The sequence below is a fragment of the Streptomyces sp. NPDC059668 genome (genome assembly GCF_042734135.1).
Classification (GTDB): Bacteria; Actinomycetota; Actinomycetes; order Streptomycetales; family Streptomycetaceae; genus Streptomyces.
The window spans coordinates 108,021-126,126 of sequence record NZ_JBHWEL010000003.1 but is presented as its reverse complement, the minus strand read 5'-3'; the positions used below and the strand labels follow the sequence as shown (position 1 = coordinate 126,126).

Here is an 18,106-nt window from a genome sequence, read left to right as displayed (position 1 = left end):
GGGCGGAAATACATGGTGCGTATTTCGGAAATTGCCGGACCTGCATTTCGTTGATTCCCTCGTGAAGTCGCTGGTAATTTCATTTCAGGGAATCAACCGCTTCCCCCCAAGAAAAGGAAGAGGTACACCATGTCCGAGAAGAACGAGATCTCCTTCGACGCGTTCGTCGACGCCGTGAAGTCGTACGACCTGGAATCCGTCAGCGCCAAGGACACGGCTCACTCGTCCGCGGTCTCGGTGAAGCCGTGGGAGCACGTCACCGAGCAGACCTCGGACGCCGTCTGACCTGCGTCGTCCCACACCGGCGGGCGGTTGCTCAGCGGCCGCCCGCCGGCTCCCCCCGCCGGTCCGCACTCGTGGCCGGCGTTCGTCCCCTGCCCGCACTGCGAGGTGGCTCGTCATGCTCAACACGTCCCCGTGGGCGGCCCGTGCGGACCGTGAGGTGGAGTCCGACGTACTCGTCCTCGGCGGTGGGCTGGCCGGGCTCGCCGCCGGTTCCCTCCTGGGTGACCGTGCCGTCGTCGTCGAGGCCGAGGACCGGCCCGGCGGTCTGGTGCGCACCGAGCGCATCGGGGACTACTGGTTCGATCGCGTCATCCACCTCCTCTACTTCAGCCATCCCGACGTCGAGACCCGGGTGCGTTCCCTGCTGGGCGACACACTGCGGCCGTGCCCGCCGGACGCCCGCGTCGAGACCACGCGGGGCGCGACCCGGTTCCCCGTCCAGCTGAACCTGCACGGTCTGCCCGCCGAAGTACGGGCAGCGTGCCTCGCGGACCTGCGGACCGCGCACGAGCAGCCGGCCTCACCGGACAACTACGAGGAGCTGCTGCTGAGCGCCTTCGGCCGCACCCTGTGCGAGCTGTTCTTCTTCCCGTACAACCGGAAGCTCTGGCAGCGTCCGCTCAGCAGCCTCTCGGCCTCCGGTTTCCACTGGAACCTGACCCGGCCGAGCGTCGAGGAGATCGAGCGCGGCGCGAACGCCCCCCGGCCGACGGCCGGTTACAACGCACGCGGCTGGTACCCCCGTCCCACGAACGGGGGTCGGCGCGGTATGGAGGTACTGTCCCGGGCTCTGGCCGACCGTGTCAGCGACCTGCGGCTGCGGCACGTCGTCACCGCCGTCGACCCGGACACCCGCACCGTACGGACCCGTTCACCCGAAGGCGTCACCGACTTCCGCTACACGCGCGACTGTGTCTCCACGCTGCCGCTGCCCACCACCGTGTCGCTGTGCGAACAGGCACCCGCCGCACTGGTCGAACGGTGCCGGAACCTGCCCCGCAACCGCGTCCGGTCGGTGGCCCTCGCCGTGCGCGGGCCGCGTCCGCGCGACACCGGGCACTGGCGGTACTACACCCGCGAGGACGTTCCCTTCACCCGCCTCGTGTTCATGACGGAGTTCGACCCGGACATGGCGCCGGCCGAGGGCTGGGGCGTGCTCGCCGAGGTGCTCGAACCCTCCGGGGGACCGCGGGCCTCGGACGACGCCCTGGTGGCCGAGGTCCGGCGGGGCGTCGAGGCGGTGGGACTGCTCGCCCCCGGCAGCCGGATCGTCGGATCGAGCGTGTTCACCACCGACCCGGGCTACGTCGTCTTCACCGATGCCGCCCGGGACACCACCGCCGAGGCCACCCGGTTCCTCACCTCCCGCGGCATCACCCCGCTCGGCCGCTACGGCACGTGGACCTACTCCTCCATGTCCCAGGTCATGGAGGAGGCGTTCGCATGGGCGGCCGACAGCTCGGCGCTGACGACATGACCCAGACAGCAGACAGGGAGATCCCCTTGCCCAGCACCACGAACCACGGCTTCCTCGCGCTGGAGGGCGTCGACGGATCCGGGAAGACGACGACCGCGCGGCTGATCGCCGAACACGTGCGGGCCCAGGGGCGCCCCCTGTCCCGCATCGGACAGCACTCCTGGCTCGACCCGCAGGCGGCCCGCGTCATCATCGACGTCCGCGAGGACCGGCCCCACCGGCACAGCCACCAGGAGATCACGCAGGCGTACTTCCGCGACAAGCAGCTCCAGGCCGGCGCGATCGGCGAACTGCTGCGCGACCGCAGCGTTCTGTCGGACCGATACATCTTCAGCGACGCCGCGTACCTGGAGGTCCTCTACGGCATCCCGGCGCGCGAGACCCTGGACCGCCACCACGCGCGCGGCACACTCCTGCCGGACCTCATCGTCTACCTCGACGTCCCGGTCGGCCTGGCCGCGGACCGGGTCGTCGCCCGCGGCAAGAGCATGCGGCACTACGAGAACAGCTACACCCTCGACAAGGTCAGCACCGTGTACCGCTCCCTGCTGCTGGACGACCCGCCGCCCTACCTTCCCCCGGTGCACGTCTTCCGCAACACCACGGGTGCGCACGAGGACAGCCGGCTCCTGGACCTGTTCCGTGCGGTGGACGCGCCTCCGACGCCCGGACGTCAGCTGCTGGAGACCTCGTGAGCCGCGTCGACGTCGTCCTGCCCTGTCACAACGCCGCGCACGTCGTCGGCCGGCAGCTCGCCGCTCTCGGACGCCAGCGCACCGGCACCGACTGGGGTCTGGTGGTCGTCGACGACGGTTCCACCGACGACCTGGCCGGTGTCGTCGACAGCCACCGGTCCGGCCTGCCCGACGACGTCCGCGTCGTCACCCGCGCCCGGCGCGGCGGCACCGGGGCCGCACGCAACACCGGCGCACGCGCCGCCCGCGGAGACCGTCTGCTGTTCCTGGACGCCGACGACGAGATCGCCGACGACCACATCGACGCGATGACGGCGGCACTCGACGAGGCCGAGCTGGTCACCGCCGGCATCGACTACCGGCGCCTCAACCCGCCCGAGGTGCTGCGCGCCACTCCGCCCGACCAGCTCTGCGACATCCTGACCGCCAGCCTCTTCAAACCGCATGTCCTGGGAGGCCTCATGGGCATCTCCCGGGCGCTGTTCGACGAGCTCGACGGCTTCGACGAGAACCTTCCCGCCCTCGCCGACGTCGACATCTCCTGGCGGGCGCAGCTGGCCGGTCACGCCATCGGCGTCGCCGACACCGTCGTGTCCGTCAGCGTCCGCGGCACCCACCGCGGCAGGTTCCGCCGCGGCCGGTTCCAGGGCCGCGACATCGTCGCCCTACGCGCGAAATACGCCCCGTACGGCGTCGCGCCGACGACTTGGCGCACGCACCTGAAGGACTGGCTGGACCTGCCCGCGGCAGTGGCGCGCGCGGGCCCGCGAGCCGCTCCCTCCGCCCTGGTGTGGGAACTCGGCTGGCAGACGGGTGTCCTGGGCGCACTCCGTTCCCCGCTGCCGTCCCCCACCCCGCTCCCGACGCCGGAGACGCCGTGATCGAACTGTCCCGAGGGCTGAACCCGCACGAGACCGCACTGGCGGAACCGCTCGACCCGGGAGAGCCCCCTTTCGAGTTGCTGCACGGCAGCCCGTCGTACATCAACGTGCTGGACGCGCTCGGCGCCTGGGAGGCGGTCGGCGCCCTGCGGGACCACACCGGTACGGAGGCCTGCGCCTCCTTCAAGCACACGTCCCCCGCGGGCATCGCGCTCGGTGTCCCCTCCGCACCGGGCGACGAGGACTTCCACGACGCGGGACCGCTGCCGTCCGGACCCCTCGGCCGGGCCGTCCTACGGGCCCGGAGCACCGCGCCGAAGTGTTCCTACGGCGATTTCGTCGCGGTGTCGGGACCGGTCACTACCGAGGCACCCCTGTTCGCCCACGCCATCGGTGTCATCGCCCCCGACTTCACCCCGGAAGCACTGGCGGCGCTGTCCCGGTTCAACGACGGCCGGTTCATCGTGCTGCGCGGGAACCCCGCCGGGCAGCGGCCCGCCGGGAGCGCTCCCGCGCCGGAGAGCCTGGAGACCGCGGGACTGCGGCTGACGCGCTCGGCGGCACCGCTGTCCGGGTTCGCGGGCGGCCTGCGGACCGAGTCCGGCACGGCCGGCCGCCCCGGTGACCTCGCCGTGGCGGTCACGGCGGTCAGGCACGCCCAGTCCAACGCCATGGCCTTCGTCGTCGACGGCGCCACCATCGGTATCGGCATGGGCCAGCAGAACCGCCTGGACTGCACCCGGCTGGCCGCCGCCCGGGCCCGTACGTGGCAGCGCCGCCACCACCCGGACGTCCTGGGCCTGCGCTTCCGCGAGGGTGTCGGCGCGGCGGAGCGTGCCGTGTGGCGCGCGCGGCTCGCCGAGGGGGACCTGACGGCCTCGGTCCGTGCCGAGTTCGCCGGGGTGCTGCGGGACGCGGAGGACGCCGGCCGGGAACCGGACTGGAGCAGGACACCGCCCCTGTCCGGGGTGACCCTCGCGGCCGACAACCACTTCCCGTTCGTCGAGGTGATCGAGCTGGCGGCCCGCCTGGGCGTCACGCAGTTGGTCACGCCGCGGGGTTCCGCGGACGCGGACGCCCTGCGGGACGCCTGTGCCGAGCACGGTATGAGCTGGGTCGTGACCGGTGAACGCTTCTTCCGGCACTGACGCCGGTGGCGGCACCGGTCGCGCCGCCATGGACGCCGGCATCGGCATCGGCGCCGACACCGGTACCGGCACCGGCACCGGCACCGAAGGCGACGTAGCAGTCGACACCGGCACCGTCCCGGTGGCCCGGCCGTGGCGACTGCCCGGCTGGGAGGCGCGGACGGTCGCCGCCCTCGACGCCCAACTGGCCTCGGCCGGGCTGCGGCGCACCGGCCCGGCCGAGGTCGTCAAACGCTGGACGCTCTCGGTGGTGCTGCGCTGCGCGACCAGCGGTGGAGTCGTCTTCCACAAGCGGTCCCACCCGTCCCTGGCGCACGAAGGCCGGGTCCTGGCCGCGCTGGGTAACCGGCGGGACGGACCGGTCCCCACCGTCGTCGCACTGGGAGAGCCGTACGACGGCTGGTGCACCCGGGAGGTGAACCTGCGCCCGGGGACGGAGCTTGCGCAGGACGCACGCGGCCGCGCCCTCGCCGTCCTCTGCGGACTGCAACGCGACTGGCTGGGGCGGACGGCCGAACTCGCCGCCACGGGCTGCTGGTCACGCACTCCGGAGGCGCTGGCCGGCCTGGTCCCGACGGCGGCCCGGCGCGATCTCTTCGGAGCGGCCTCCGCCCTGCCCGGCGCGCTGTCCGCGCGGGAGCGGACCCGCTTCACCGAGGCGTGTGCCCGGCTCCCCGAGCTCTGCGCCGAGCTGGCGGCGGCACCACCCGGCGTCACCCTCGTGCACGGCGATCTCCACCCGGGGAACTGGGGCGTCGAGCGTGACACGGGCCGGATCGTGCTCCTGGACTGGGCGGAAGCGAGCGTGGGCCACCCGTTCCTCGACGTCGCTGCGGCCCTGCGGAGCTGTCCCGACGCCGCGGCCCGCTCCCGTGCTCTCGACCGGTACTTCACGCACTGGTCACCGCTGATGTCGCGCGAGGAGTGCCGGACGGTGTGGCGGCTCGCCGAGCCGGTGGCCGCGTTCAACCAGCTCGTCACCTACGCGCGCCTGCTCGACGAGGCGGAGCCGCGGGAGAGGACGGACTGGGCACCGCGGCTGCTGTGGTGGGCGCGGAGGCTGCCGCGGGCCGTCGACGAGGCCGACCGCGGGTGACCACCCACAACTTCCCCTCTCCCGAGGGCACTTCCCCTTTCCCACCCACGAAGGAGACGCTCGTATGTGGTCCTCCACCGCGACGGCGCAGCCCGTCCTGGTCACCGGCGGCGCCGGGTTCATCGGCAGCCGCCTCGTACGCCACCTGGCCGCGGCAGGCCACCGGGTCAGGGTCCTGGACGACCTGACGACAGGGCGCCCGGAGTCGGTCGAGTCCATCCCCGGAGTCACCCTCGTCCGTGGCAGCGTGCTGGACCCGGACGCGGTGGCGCGGAGCGCGCACGGCACCGGACTCGTCCTGCACCTCGCGGGGATCGTCGGCATGCGGCTGGCGACGGGCCAGGCCGACCACGCCTACGCCGTGGGACACCACGGGACCGCGAACGTGCTGGACCGGTCCGGCGAGACACCCGTCGTCCTGGTGTCCAGCTCCGCCGTCTACGGACTCAGCGACAGCACCGCCCCCCTGCGCGAGGACGTGCCCCTTGACCGGGCCGTCCCGCTGGCCTACGACAGCGGAACTCCGGGGTACGCGACCGGCAAGTGGGAGATGGAACGGCTCGGCCGGCAGGCTTCGCGCCACCGGCCCGTACTCGTGGTACGACCCTTCAACGTCGTCGGACCGGGACAGCGGGGCCGTTACGGCATGGTGCTGCCGACCTTCCTGCGACAGGCCGCCGCCGGGGAGCCGTTGACCGTCCACGGCGACGGCACGCAGCGCCGCTGCTTCACCGACGTCGACCAGTTCACCCGCCGCCTGCTGGAGCTCACCGACACCGAGGCCGCGTGGGAGCCGGACGGCAACGTCCTCAACATCGGTTCCACCACGGAGACTTCCATCGGGGACCTGGCCCGCCTGGTCCTCGACACCACCGGCAGCACCGCCGGTGTCGTCCACGTGCCTTACGGGTCGGTCTTCCCCGGCCGCACGGACGTGACCGGCCGCGTGCCCTGTCTGGACCGGCTGACCGCGGCGGTCGGCGAGACCGAGTGGCTGTCCGCCGCCTCCCTCGTACGGAAGACGGCAGAGGCGCGACGGGCCGGCTCGATGTCCACCGCGGGGTGAAATGCGGGTTCGCGCAAGAAGAACCGTATTTCGTTGACGCAAATGAGAGAGCACGAGAATCTTCCCGAAGACATTCGATGCGGAGGAGTCGCACGATGGAACTGCAGCTGCCGGCGCCCGGGGAAACCATCTTGGCGATGCTCAAACTCCCCGGAGAAATGTGCAATATCAACTGCCATTACTGCTATGAACGACGCAAGCCGTATCCCAATGCCCTCATGCTGAAGCCGGAGGTGCTGCGGAAATTCCTCGGCCTGTGCGACGGGCGACCGCTGGCGGTCGAACTCCACGGCGGTGAACCCCTGCTCATCGGACGCCGCAAGATGGGCGAACTCTTCGCCGAACTGCGCCGCTACGAGGGCGCGGTGACGGTCTCCATGCAGACCAACGGCATCCTCCTCGACAAGGCGTGGCTCGACTTCTTCGACAGCGAATGGCCGGACATCGAGATCGGCATCAGCCTCGACGGGGACGAGCAGGGCAACGCCCACCGGGTCGACTTCCGGGACCGCCCCACGTACCGCAAGGTCACCAAGGCGCTCGACATGATGGCCGCCCGCGGACGCAACGTCGGCGTCATCGTCGTGGTCACCCGCCGCATCCTCGGCCGTGCCGCGGAGGTGCTGGACTCGCTCAGCAAGTTCGAGGCCGTGAAGGTCGTCAAGCTCTCGGGATGCCTGGACTTCAACGTGAAGACCAAGGAGTACCGGACGCCCAACCGCGAGTCGCTGCAGATCCTCAACCCCGACGGCGTCGGTATGCCCGGCTGGGCGACCACTCCCGACGAGTACGCCGACTTCCTGATCGAGGCGTTCGAGCACTGGTCGTCGACCCGCTCCTACGGCTCGTACGTACTGGAGCCGTTCTTCAGCGTCATCCGGTCCCTGTCGGGGCTGCCGACCAGCTACACGAGCTTCAGCGACCGCAAGGAACCCTTCGTCGTGACGCTCTACCCCGACGGCCGCATCGGCAGTTCCGACGAACTGAGCATGCCCGGCGCCCTGCTGGGCTCGGTGGACACCGCCACCGGGATGGACGACCTGCTCACGCTGGACAGCAACCCCCGGCTCCGCACCGACCTGTCGGCCCTGTTGAACAAGTGCGCGGGCTGCTCGCACGAGGCGTCGTGCCGCGGCGGTGCCCTTCCCGACCGGCTCCGCTTCGAGGGCACCGGCTTCGAGGAGGACTACTGCGACTACCGGCGCAAGGTCATCGACCATGTCGCCGCGGCCCTGCCGGCCGCGGCCTGAGAGGGCGGAACCGATGTTCCTTCTTCCCGTCATCGACGACGACGAGACACAGAACCGCTACTGGAACGCCTCCCTGGACGGCCGTGCCATCCACTCCTTCCTGCTGTGGGTCGAGCCGCACAGCAACGCCTGGGCCCGGCGCGCCGCCGAGGCGGCCGGTGACGAGGTGGCGGCCGTCGCACTCCGCGGCGCGCCCCACGCACTCGGCCGTGCCCTGACCGGTCTCGCCGGCAGCCCGGCGGTGGCCCTCGACGTCTCCGAGGCGGACCCCGGTCCCGGAACCCCGCCGGACGGCCCTGCGATCGCGGTCCTGGAGGGCACGGCCGAAGGCGGCCCGCTCCGGCTCCGGCGGGCCGGGCCGCGGGCCCGTGCGGCCACCGACGACGCCCGGCGGACCCTGAACGGCGTCGGCCTCGGATACGTCGTCGACCTCGGCGTCGGAGCCGTGGTGCTCGGGGACGACGCCCGCTCCGCCGGGATCGCCGACCTGTGTGACGTGGCGTGTCCCGGCCCGCCCGGCACGGACCCGCCGGCGTTCGCCGAGGCGCTGCTCCGCGAGGGCGCCCGGTCCTGGATGAGGCAGTGGCTGCGCACCGAGGAGGCCGTGGGCACCCGCTCCGCCCCGTTGCCCGCGGCGGACCGGGACTGGCTCGCCGACGTCCTCGCCGACTCCCTCGCCTTCCAGCTGTACGACCGGCTCGCCGCGCGGGAACCGCGGGGCACGACGGCGCGGGTGTCCTCACGCCGGCAGGAGATCTACGACGCGCTGCGCGCCCTGCGGTCCGAACTGCCGGACAGAGTCGGCCGGACGGCCGGTATGGGCATCGTCGCCGAGCTCGTCGGAACGACCTATCCCTGCTGGAACCGGCGGCAGTTCGCCGTGAAATCCCCCTTCGACTACATCCGCGAGATCAGACCGCTGACGGACGCCGAGAAGGCGGAGCACCTGAGCCGGTGGGCCGCCCCCACCGCCGTACGCTGACCGCGCCCGCCCCGAAAGGACCGGGAATCACCATGATCAAGACCGACACCGTCAACAGCGGGACCCTCAAGAACGAGACCGTCGAGACCGGGACCGTCAAGACCGCCGGAGCCGAGACCGCCGGAACGGCGGCCTCGGAGGACGGCACGTCCACCGAGCTGCTGCGGACCGACCTCACCGAGCGACTCGTGGAGCACCGCTCCGACCGCGCGCGCACCCTCCTGGCCAGTCTCCGCGAGCTTGTGCCGGGTACGGACCTCGGCGGCCCGGACGGGGCAGCGGACGCCTTCGACAACGCCGTCCTGCACCACGCCTTCCAGCAGGCGCGGATCGCCGCGCGGACGCGTGACGCCGACCGTGCCCGGCGGGCCGTGCGGCTGTGGGAGAACCGGGCGGAGCTGCGTGCCCGAGCGGTTCCCACGGCCGTCGGCCCCGTCCTGGTGGTACGGGCCGCGGACTGCGCCGCCGTCGACGACGACCGCCTCGGCAGCCAGATGTACCTCCTCGACACCCTGCCCGAGCAGAGCGCGGGGGAGCGGGAACAGATCGCGCGGACCCTGAACGAGGCCGTGGACGCCGCACTCGCGGTCGGCAGCGACGTGCTGCGCTCCTCCACGGCCGTCGTCATCCGGACCGGCACCGTCCCGCTGGGCGCGACCTGCCGCAGCTACACGTTCGACTTCCTGCCGAGCACCGTCGTGCTGAACTGGACCGACGAACCGCTGCGCCTGGGCGAGACCCTCGTCCACGAGGCCACGCACTCCTGGCTGAACGAGTCCTTCGCGGCCGAGGGGGTGGTCTTCGAGGACGGCGGACCGCGGTTCCACTCACCGTGGAAGAACGAGGACCGCCCGGTGTTCGGCATCGTGCACGCGGCCCTCGCGTTCGCGAACGTCATCCACTACCTCTCCCGCATCCAGCCGGCCGACGAGGACGGCTCCCCGCTGGCAGCCGTGCTGCGTCGGCGGCTCGCGGTCGAACTGGAGTCGCTGGACATCGGCCACGCGTCGGCCCTGGAGTGCTTCGACCAGGTACGCAGCGACCGCCTCCGCGCCTATCTGCGGGCCGCCGTCGCCGACGCGCGGCGCGCGGTCTGAGGGCGGCGTCCGATGCCGGGCCCGCCCTACCGCAACCCGGGCACACCGCCCGGTCTCACCATCGAGGACCTGCGGGAACCGGTGCGGACCCTGCTCGCGGAACCCACGGCCCACGTGCGCGACTTCAGCTGCGAACCGATCGGCTACGAGAGCTGGAGCAGAGCGAGTGACGGCCTGTACGTGGTGCGCGGAACGGCCTCGTCCGACCACGGCGACCACCCGTGGGAGGCCGTGCTCAAACAGGTCCGACACCGCCGCTGGCAGCCGAGCCGGCGGGACCTGGCCCGTCAGATCGACGACGGGGGCGACGGCCCGGGGGACTGGGCGTACTGGCGGCGCGAGGCACTGGCCCTCGCCTCTCCGCTTCCGGGCACGGCCGACGGCCGGTTCGCCGCCGTCCGGTGTCTGGGGATCGTGCCGATGCCGGGGGACCGGATCCGCCTGTGGCTCGAGAAGGTGGAGGGAAGACCCGGCGACGACTGGGCGGCCGGTGAACTGCTCGACACCGCCGAGTCCCTGGGCGGCTTCCACGCCCGCTCGCAACGGCAGCGGCCCGCGGACCGGCCGTGGTGGTGCAGGCCCTTCGTGGAACAGGCCGCCCTGCACGCCCGGTTCACCCTGATCGAGCGGGTCGCGGACGCCGCGACCGGCGCCGACCCCGCGTTGCGCCGGCTCTTCCCCCCGGCGGCCGTCACCGCGCTGCGGTCACTGGCACGCGGCCATGACCGGGCCGTACGGACGCTGCGGTCCCTGCCGGCCGGGCTGGTGCACCGGGACCTGACCCCGCGGAACCTGTTCAGGTCCGGCGGGCGCACGGTGGCGGTCGACTGGGGTCAGGTGGGCTCCGGCCCCGCCGGTGAGGACCTGGCCACCCTCGTGCTGTCGTCGGCGGCCGCCGCGCGCCTGGGGCCCGAGGACACGCTCGCTCTCGGCGCCGCCGCTGCCGCCCGCCACCACGCGGGGACGGCGGCGGCGGGCGGTCCGTGCGACCCGGACTCCGTCGCCCTCGCGTTCCGGCTCGTGGCCGCGTACCACTTCGGACTTCCCCTGGTCCGGCTGGCGGAGCGGCTGCTCGCCCGGGACGGCGCGTCCCGGTACGAGATGGCGGAGGACCCGGACACACGGCGCCGCGCCGACGTCATGACGGCCTTGCTGGAGGCGGCTCAGCCGGACCTGCGGGACCTCGCGCGCCGGTGAGGCCCGCCGGCTCCGCCTGCCGGCCCTGCTCGACGGGCCCAGCCCGAGGGCCGGGCCCGTCAGGCCTGCCGGGCCCGCCTGCCGGCCGCGAGGGCTTCAGACGGTGTCCGTCGGACGCAGTCCCTCCATGGACAGTCGCCCGCCCTCCAGCCGCAGGCGGTACCAGCTGCCCCGCCCCACGATCCGCGGCAGCGCACAGTCGTGGGCCGCCGCCAGATACGCCAGTACGGCGGGTATGGCGTCGCCGTGCGAACAGGCGACCGCGTGACCGCCCTGATGACGGACGGCGATGTCCGCCAGGGCACCCATGGCGCGGCCCGCGGCCCACGCGCCGCCGAGGGACGGACCGATCGGCGTGAAGACACCCTCCGTCCAGGCCGCCGGCTCGCCGAACCCCCGGGCCTCCCGCAGCCGGTCCTCGTCCACCACCGGCAGACCGGAGGCCGTCGCCAGCGGGACGACCGACTGGCGGCAGCGCAGCGCGGGGCTGCTGTACACGGCGTCGACCCCCGTTCCGAACACCTCGGCCAGGACGTCGGCCTGCCGCATCCCCTCCTTGCTCAGCGGCCGCAGATCGTCGTGACCGCTCCATGACTCCCGCGGGGAGGAGGAGCAATGGGGGACCAGATCCAGCACAACCGTGCACGCATTGTCGAACATACGGCGCATCATGCCCGGGCCCGTCGGCGGAGTCCAAGACTTAGCGGGTATCCGCAAAATCGTTGACCACGGGATTCCGTCCGCACAGCCTGAACGGGAATGCGAGCGAAGGGCGGCGGCGCCGCGGACAACGGAGTCGGAATGGAATTGGTCGACAGAACACCGCAGGAAATCACCGGAGAGTTTCTCGCGCACGGCGCCCCGTCCCTCTGGCCGGAACTCCCGGACCTCGACGGCATGACACGGGCCCGGATCGCCGCGCTGCCCTCCCTTCCCTACGGCGACGCGGCGTTCAGCCGCCGCCTGCTGCGGGAGCAGACCGACACCGCCACGACGGACTCCTCCCGCCCCCCGGCCGTCGTCGAACGCCAACTCGCCTGGCTGCGCGCGGCACTGCCCGACTGGCGGCCCGGCCGCGTGCACCACCCGCTGTGCGGACCGGGGCACTACACGACCGCCCTGCGCCGCCACGGCATGACCTCCTACGTCGGCATCGACGCGGGCCCCGCCGTCGTCGAGCACGCCCGGAGCCGCTTCGCCGGGCAGGACGACATCCGCTTCCTGCTCGGCGACGCCCTGGACCCGGCCCTGGCACCGGCCGGCCGCACGTACGACACCCTGTTGCTCACCTACGACGCCGCCAACTTCTTCGCCCCGCGGGAGCTGACGTCCCTCCTCGGCACCCTCGTACGGCAGTTGCGCCGGGGCGGCACCGTCGTCCTCGACCTGCGGCTCGCCGAGGACGGTGTCCGGGGATTCGACGAGGGCCGCCAAGTCCACCGCCGTCAGGGAGGATCGGTCTTCCGGGACGGCCCGCACCTGCTGCTCAGCGAGGGCTTCGTCGCCGACGGCGGAGCGCTGCTCGGCCATCGGATCATCGCGGTGGGCGAGGACCCGGAAGCCGGCCCGCCAGAGGTCTTCCACTCGGTGCTGCACGTGCCGACCGCCGAGCGGCTCGCCGCCCAGCTCTCCTCGGCGGGGCTCGAAGTGACCCTGGTCGGACGGCCGTTCGCCGACTCCTCGGATCCGAACCTCGCCCGGCACCTCGTCGTGGCCCAGCGGCCGACCCCCACACACCACTCACCTCCGTGGAGGCAGTCATGAAGATCACGTTCCTGGGGCACGCGGGCGCCCTCGTGGAGGCCGACGGCGTCAGACTGGTCTGCGACCCGTGGTTCACCTCCGACGGCGCCTTCCTCTCGGGCTGGCACCAACTCCCCGACAACAGCCCGTACGCCCCCCTGACGCACGACGCGACCCATGTGTACGTCTCGCACGATCACCAGGACCACTTCGACGCCGAGGTGCTGAACGCCCTCGACCCGTCCGTCACCCTGCTGATGCCCGACTACCCGCTGCCGAGCTGGAAGCGGCTCGTGGCCTCGCTGCGCGGCCCGGCTCCGGTGCTCCTGCGCGACCAGGAGGTCCTGCGAGCGGGGCCACTGCGTCTGCGTCTGATCCACTCGCCGACACCCCGGCACCAGGACTCGGCCCTCGTCATCGAGGACACCGTCACCGGCCAGGTCGTGGTCAACCTCAACGACTGCCAGGTGGACCGCGACCAGCTGCGCGCCATCCGGCGGCTCCATCCGCGCGTCGACGTCGTGATGGCGCAGTTCTCGGGTGCCACGTGGTTCCCGTTCGCCTACTCCTTCCCCGAGCGGGAGCAGGTGGAGGCCGCGGAGCGGAAGAAGGTCAACTCCATGCGCCGCTGGACCCGTTACATGCAGGCGCTCAACCCGCGCAGCGCCGTCGCGTTCGCCGGGCCGCCTGCCCTGCTCGACCCGGACCTCGCCCCGCACTTCTTCGCGGAGTCGTCCGTCTTCACCACACCGCCCGAACTCCTGGCGTGGCTGGGGCGCGAACACCCCGACCTGGCGGAGCGCACCACGGCACCGTTGCCGGGCGACGAACTCGACGTGGCCACGGGCGAGTTGCGTCCCGACCCGAAGATCCGGGAGGAGTTCGACTGGGACGACCTGCCGGCGTACACGGCGGACTACGCCCGCAGGCGGGCGCCCGCCATCGCCGAGGTGCTCGCCCGGCACCCCGAACCGCGCGGCAGTCTCTACGAGGCGTTCGCCGCCCACTTCGCCGCGCTGTTCGCGGCGGGCGAGAGCCTGTGCCGGGCCGTCGACGCCGTCGTCGCCTTCGACGTCCAGGGGCCGGGTGGAGGGTTCTGGCTCGTCGACTTCCGCTCCCTGCGGATCCGGGAGGGAAGCGGGCCGGGAGCGGACCCTCACGACTACCGGTTCACCCTTCCCTCGCGGTTCCTGCCGGAGATCCTCGACGGCGGCATGAGCTGGGAGGAGTTCTTCTTCTCCTTCCGCTTCGAGGCCTGGCGTCCCGGCATCGGGGCCTACAACGAGGAGCTGATGTCGGTGCTGCGGTGCAGCGCACCCGACGACCTGGCCGAGTACCTCGACCGGACGGCCCAGGACCGCGAACCGGGTGAGTTCCGGCTCGAGGCCGGCACCGGGACCTACCTGGTGTCCGACACCTGCCCGCACCTCGGCGCGCGACTCGGCCCGCAGGACTACGACCCCGAACTGGATTCGGTGGTCTGCCCCCAGCACGGCTGGCGTTTCGCCCTCCCGGACGGCGCCTGCTCCAACGGCCGGGCGCGGCTCGCCGTCACCCCGGAAACCCCGGACCGGGACACCCCGTCGGACGCCGCCCGGCGTCCCCGAGAAAGGCAGGAACAGCAGTGATCGACTTTGCGGCCATGGAACGGCAACTGGACGAGGCGACGCCGCCCTGCTTCCGCGCCGACCCCTTCCCCCACTACGTCTGGGAGGGAATCCTCCGCCGGGAGGCACTGCGGGCCGCCGCGGACGCCTATCCGGACACCTCCGTGATGACGGCGAAACCCGGCATCCCCCGTTGGCACTCGCAGGACATCGGCCTGGCCGGTCCGGCCCTGCGGGAGGTGTGTGCGGCCTTGCTCGGCGACGACCTCGCCGCGTTCCTGGCGAAGGTGACGGGCGTCGAGGGCCTCCGCACCGAGCCGGACGGGGACTGGGGCAGCTATCGCCTCGCGGGCCACGGCGCCGTCCATCACGCGCACGTCGGCTCCAACCGGCATCCCGAGACCGGGCGGCTGCGCCGGTACTCGCTGTTCACGTACCTCAGCGAGGGCTGGCGGCCGGAGGACGGCGGGTGGCTCGAACTGGGCGAGCCCGACGGAGGGGAGCCGACGGCCAGGATCCTGCCCGTGTTCGGCCGCAGTGTGCTCATCGAGACGACAGCCCGTTCCCTGCACGGCATTTCGGCGGTGCGGGCATCGCCGCCCGGCACCCGCAAGACCGTCACGGTGCACTTCTGGACGGATCCGGAGGACGGCGCATGACGGGAGGCACACCGTGAAGCACCGGCGGCTGGGCCGCAGTGGCCTGCACGTGAGTGAGATCGCCTACGGGAACTGGATCACCCACGGAGGGCAGATCGACGCCGACGCGGCCCTCGCGTGCGTACGGGCCGCGCTGGACTGCGGCATCACCAGTTTCGACACGGCCGACGGGTACGCGTTCGGTGCGGGGGAGGAGATCCTCGGCCGCGCCCTGGCGGGCGAGCGCCGCTCCGGCGTCGAGATCTTCACCAAGGTGTACTGGCCGGTCGGCCCGGGGCCGAACGACCGGGGCCTTTCGCGCAAGCACATCATGGAGACCATCGACGTCTCGTTGCGCCGGCTCGGCACCGACTACGTCGACCTCTACCAGGCCCATCGTTTCGATCACGGGACCCCGCTGGAGGAGACGATGACCGCCTTCGCCGACGTCGTCCGCTCGGGCAAGGCCCTCTACATCGGTGTCTCCGAGTGGCGGGCGGAGGAGATCCGCGCCGCGCAGTCCCTCGCCCGTGAACTGCGCGTACCGCTGGTCTCCAACCAGTGCCGGTACTCGGCCCTGCACCGAGTCGTCGAGGCCGAGGTGATCCCCGCCTGCCGGGAACTGGGCCTGGGCCAACTGGCCTTCTCCCCCCTCGCGCAGGGCGTACTCACGGGGAAGTACCTGCCGGGGCGGCCGCCGCCGCCCGGGTCCCGGGCCACCGACACCAGGGGATTCGGCGGTCACTTCATGGAGAAGGTGCTGCGCGAGGACATCCTCGAACGGGTTCAGCGTCTGCTGCCGCTGGCCCATGAGGCGGGTCTCCCGCTGCCCGTCCTGGCGCTGTCCTGGGTCCTGCACGAACCGAACGTGGCGAGCGCGGTCATCGGAGCCGCCGAACCCGGGCAGATCACCGCCAACGCCGTGGCCTGTGAGATCACTCTGGACGCGGATCTCAAGGAGGCGGTGGACGCCGTCCTCGATCCCGTGGCGCTCAAGGACCCGGCCCTCACGACCAGTCCGGGCGGACGCTGAGCCGGGCGGGGTCCGTCCGCCCGTCCTCGCTCCCGGCCGCTGGGCCGGCCGCCACCGGTGCGGTCGGCCCACAGGCCGGGAGCGGCCTGCGTTCCCGGCAAGGGGTGGGCCGCGGGCACGTCACACCGAGGGGCCGGCCCGGAGCGCGGGCGTCTCGGTGTCCCAGAGATCCGCCAGTGCCAGGTGGACGTGGGACAGCTCCATCCCCGCTTCGCGGCACCAGCGCAGCGACAGTCCGAGCGGCACCCCGCGTTCGGACCTCAGCCGTATCAGTTGCCGAGCCATCTCGTACGGCCGGTCCGAGAGGGCGCCGGGCCGTGTCACATGGTCGCGCCCCTTCCTGAGCACCCTCGTGAAGGCGTCGTGCTCGTCCGCCACATGTCCCCAGGACCGCGCGGACAACCGGGGAAAGCCGTGGGGGGCCCGATAGGCGGGCTCGGTGGCGGCGAGCACCGACATCAGCAACGCCGACGGCAGTCCGTGCAGGACCAGTTCGGTGCCGATCATGCGGATGAGCCGCCGCAGGACGTACGGGCCGCCGCGGGGCCCTGGCGCCATTCCCTCACCGAGGAGCAGCGAGGCGCTGCTCGACACGTCGGCGAGGAAGACGGGGTTCGGCCCGGGCGGGGCGGACTTCCCGGCCAGCAATTCGGAGATGCCCGCGATCAGCGGCTCCAGCAGCAGGGGAACGGGGGGCAGCGCGCGGCCCGGCTCCGGTGGCCGGGTGAGAGGGACGTGCGTCAGCGTGTGTTCGAAGACGATCATCTCGAACAGGGGCTGCGGAACGGCCGACATGCGCCCCGCCGCCCGCCGGCGCTCCACGAACTGGATGTGTGCGACGGAGACGTGACAGCCGCAGGTGCACCTGGCGTCGCAGTGCGCGAACAGGGGCCTTCGTACGGTGCGGCGAAGCGTCAGACAGGGTCCCAGCGCGGGGTCCATGCGCAGCGGGGCTTCCGGCGGGCGCGCACCGTGCGTGATGCGCCCGCGCTCGACGCCGAGGTCCAGGAGGGCCTGCACGACCGGAGCGGAGTCCTGTGCCTCCGCGCTGAGGAGGAATCTCAGCTCGCCCGGTGCGATGCCGGCCTGGCGCAGGGCCTCCCAGGAGTCACGGAGCGCCGCCTCGTACGGGCGCGTGCCCGTCCAGACGGCGCCCACCGCGCGACTGGCACTGGGGGGTGAGGCGGCGGGCGGTGTCACCAGCCGACTGGTGTTCAGGACCCATTGGAGGACGGCGGCGCCGCCAGGCTCGGGCCGCGGGTAGCCGGTCAGGGACCTCCGCCAGGACGGGGACGCGACGGACGTGAAGAGCGTCGTTCCGCCGTCGTCGGCGAGCAGGGGCCGCGGCGGCCGGCGACGGTAGCCGCGGCCCACCAGGCATTCGGCCAGCGCCGACGCGGCACGGACGTACGGCTCACTCACTCGCTCTCCCCTGCGGGACACTCGCGCACTCACATCACTCCCCGTCTGCATGATGACAGAACTTCACTGGCTGTCACAAAAGATAGTCATGTCAAGTCATTGCCCGCCACGTATTTTTTCGAATTCAATTTCGCCTGAATAATCCATGTATTTCGACCGCGAGGAACTTCGAAAAGTTGGACATATGCGGACAGGATGCGCGAGTCGCTTCACCTAATTCATGCATTGACTGACTCAGTCATGCCGTGCCAACATCGGGCTGTCGCCAGGCAGTCAAGTCAGTCACAAAACTGAGTCATGGCCGGGCGGCGCGCTTCAGCCGCTCATGAGACACCGTCTGGGAGAGAAGCACATGATCCGATCAACTCGCCTGCTCGTCGCCACCGTGATGCTGGTGTGTGCCGCCGCCCTGGGAACCACCGCGGCGGAGGAAGGACCGAAGGGGAGTCGCGATTCGTCTGCTGACATCGTTGTCCCGGCGCCCGCTCC

17 protein-coding genes are annotated in these 18,106 nt (G+C 72.0%); 15 read left to right on the top strand and 2 right to left on the bottom strand.

Annotation, left to right across the window (positions count from 1 at the left end; all coding sequences use genetic code 11):
* Positions 1–129: 129 nt before the first annotated feature.
* The 11 genes from ACFV2J_RS04250 to ACFV2J_RS04200 all read left to right on the top strand — a co-directional run bounded on the left by ACFV2J_RS04250 (position 130) and on the right by ACFV2J_RS04200 (position 11,174).
* Positions 130–285, top strand: coding sequence for a hypothetical protein (locus ACFV2J_RS04250; RefSeq protein ID WP_159765597.1), 156 nt, complete (start codon positions 130–132; stop codon positions 283–285).
* 115 nt (positions 286–400) lie between these two features.
* A complete protein-coding gene (locus ACFV2J_RS04245) occupies positions 401–1,762 on the top strand; it encodes a protoporphyrinogen/coproporphyrinogen oxidase (protein ID WP_385090170.1) in 1,362 nt (453 codons plus the stop codon).
* 26 nt (positions 1,763–1,788) lie between these two features.
* Complete coding sequence (locus tag ACFV2J_RS04240) at positions 1,789–2,457, top strand: AAA family ATPase (RefSeq protein ID WP_385090168.1); 669 nt, start codon at positions 1,789–1,791, stop codon at positions 2,455–2,457.
* Entirely contained in the window at positions 2,454–3,338 is an 885-nt protein-coding gene (locus ACFV2J_RS04235) for a glycosyltransferase family 2 protein (protein ID WP_385437250.1), read from the top strand. The genes ACFV2J_RS04240 and ACFV2J_RS04235 overlap by 4 nt, the downstream gene beginning before the upstream one ends.
* Positions 3,335–4,486 (top strand): hypothetical protein, encoded by a 1,152-nt coding sequence (locus ACFV2J_RS04230; RefSeq protein WP_385098295.1) that lies wholly within the window; start codon positions 3,335–3,337, stop codon positions 4,484–4,486. Before ACFV2J_RS04235 ends, ACFV2J_RS04230 begins: the two co-directional genes overlap by 4 nt.
* Positions 4,464–5,582: a phosphotransferase family protein gene (locus ACFV2J_RS04225; RefSeq protein ID WP_385437248.1), complete on the top strand. Its 1,119-nt coding sequence runs from the start codon at positions 4,464–4,466 to the stop codon at positions 5,580–5,582. The genes ACFV2J_RS04230 and ACFV2J_RS04225 overlap by 23 nt, the downstream gene beginning before the upstream one ends.
* Before the next feature lie 64 nt (positions 5,583–5,646).
* Positions 5,647–6,648, top strand: coding sequence for an NAD-dependent epimerase/dehydratase family protein (locus ACFV2J_RS04220; protein ID WP_385090614.1), 1,002 nt, complete (start codon positions 5,647–5,649; stop codon positions 6,646–6,648).
* 77 nt (positions 6,649–6,725) lie between these two features.
* The gene (locus ACFV2J_RS04215; RefSeq protein ID WP_385437246.1) at positions 6,726–7,898 is read left to right on the top strand and encodes a radical SAM protein; all 1,173 of its coding nucleotides are present in this window, start codon (positions 6,726–6,728) and stop codon (positions 7,896–7,898) included.
* Between the two features lie 13 nt (positions 7,899–7,911).
* Positions 7,912–8,880 carry a hypothetical protein gene (locus ACFV2J_RS04210; RefSeq protein ID WP_385090617.1) on the top strand — a complete coding sequence of 323 codons (969 nt, stop codon included), beginning with the start codon at positions 7,912–7,914 and terminating at the stop codon, positions 8,878–8,880.
* A gap of 32 nt (positions 8,881–8,912) precedes the next feature.
* Positions 8,913–9,977, top strand: coding sequence for an aKG-HExxH-type peptide beta-hydroxylase (locus ACFV2J_RS04205; RefSeq protein ID WP_385090620.1), 1,065 nt, complete (start codon positions 8,913–8,915; stop codon positions 9,975–9,977).
* 12 nt (positions 9,978–9,989) lie between these two features.
* The gene (locus ACFV2J_RS04200) at positions 9,990–11,174 is read left to right on the top strand and encodes a phosphotransferase (protein WP_385090623.1); all 1,185 of its coding nucleotides are present in this window, start codon (positions 9,990–9,992) and stop codon (positions 11,172–11,174) included.
* A 96-nt stretch (positions 11,175–11,270) separates the two neighbouring features.
* Here the strand turns inward: ACFV2J_RS04200 and ACFV2J_RS04195 are convergent, their stop codons facing one another.
* A complete protein-coding gene (locus tag ACFV2J_RS04195; protein ID WP_385090626.1) occupies positions 11,271–11,834 on the bottom strand; it encodes a histidine phosphatase family protein in 564 nt (187 codons plus the stop codon).
* 141 nt (positions 11,835–11,975) lie between these two features.
* Between ACFV2J_RS04195 and ACFV2J_RS04190 the strand changes: the two genes are divergently transcribed.
* The 4 genes from ACFV2J_RS04190 to ACFV2J_RS04175 are packed head-to-tail and all read left to right on the top strand — an operon-like array spanning position 11,976 to position 16,195.
* Positions 11,976–12,938 carry a class I SAM-dependent methyltransferase gene (locus ACFV2J_RS04190; RefSeq protein WP_385090629.1) on the top strand — a complete coding sequence of 321 codons (963 nt, stop codon included), beginning with the start codon at positions 11,976–11,978 and terminating at the stop codon, positions 12,936–12,938.
* The gene (locus ACFV2J_RS04185; protein WP_385090632.1) at positions 12,935–14,545 is read left to right on the top strand and encodes an MBL fold metallo-hydrolase; all 1,611 of its coding nucleotides are present in this window, start codon (positions 12,935–12,937) and stop codon (positions 14,543–14,545) included. Before ACFV2J_RS04190 ends, ACFV2J_RS04185 begins: the two co-directional genes overlap by 4 nt.
* Entirely contained in the window at positions 14,542–15,183 is a 642-nt protein-coding gene (locus ACFV2J_RS04180; RefSeq protein WP_385090635.1) for a 2OG-Fe(II) oxygenase, read from the top strand. The genes ACFV2J_RS04185 and ACFV2J_RS04180 overlap by 4 nt, the downstream gene beginning before the upstream one ends.
* Positions 15,184–15,196: 13 nt before the next feature.
* Positions 15,197–16,195 (top strand): aldo/keto reductase family protein, encoded by a 999-nt coding sequence (locus tag ACFV2J_RS04175; protein WP_385090638.1) that lies wholly within the window; start codon positions 15,197–15,199, stop codon positions 16,193–16,195.
* Between the two features lie 120 nt (positions 16,196–16,315).
* Here ACFV2J_RS04175 and ACFV2J_RS04170 read toward each other — a convergent pair whose 3' ends face one another.
* Positions 16,316–17,617, bottom strand: coding sequence for a hypothetical protein (locus ACFV2J_RS04170; protein WP_385093793.1), 1,302 nt, complete (start codon positions 17,615–17,617; stop codon positions 16,316–16,318).
* Positions 17,618–18,106 lie beyond the last annotated feature (489 nt).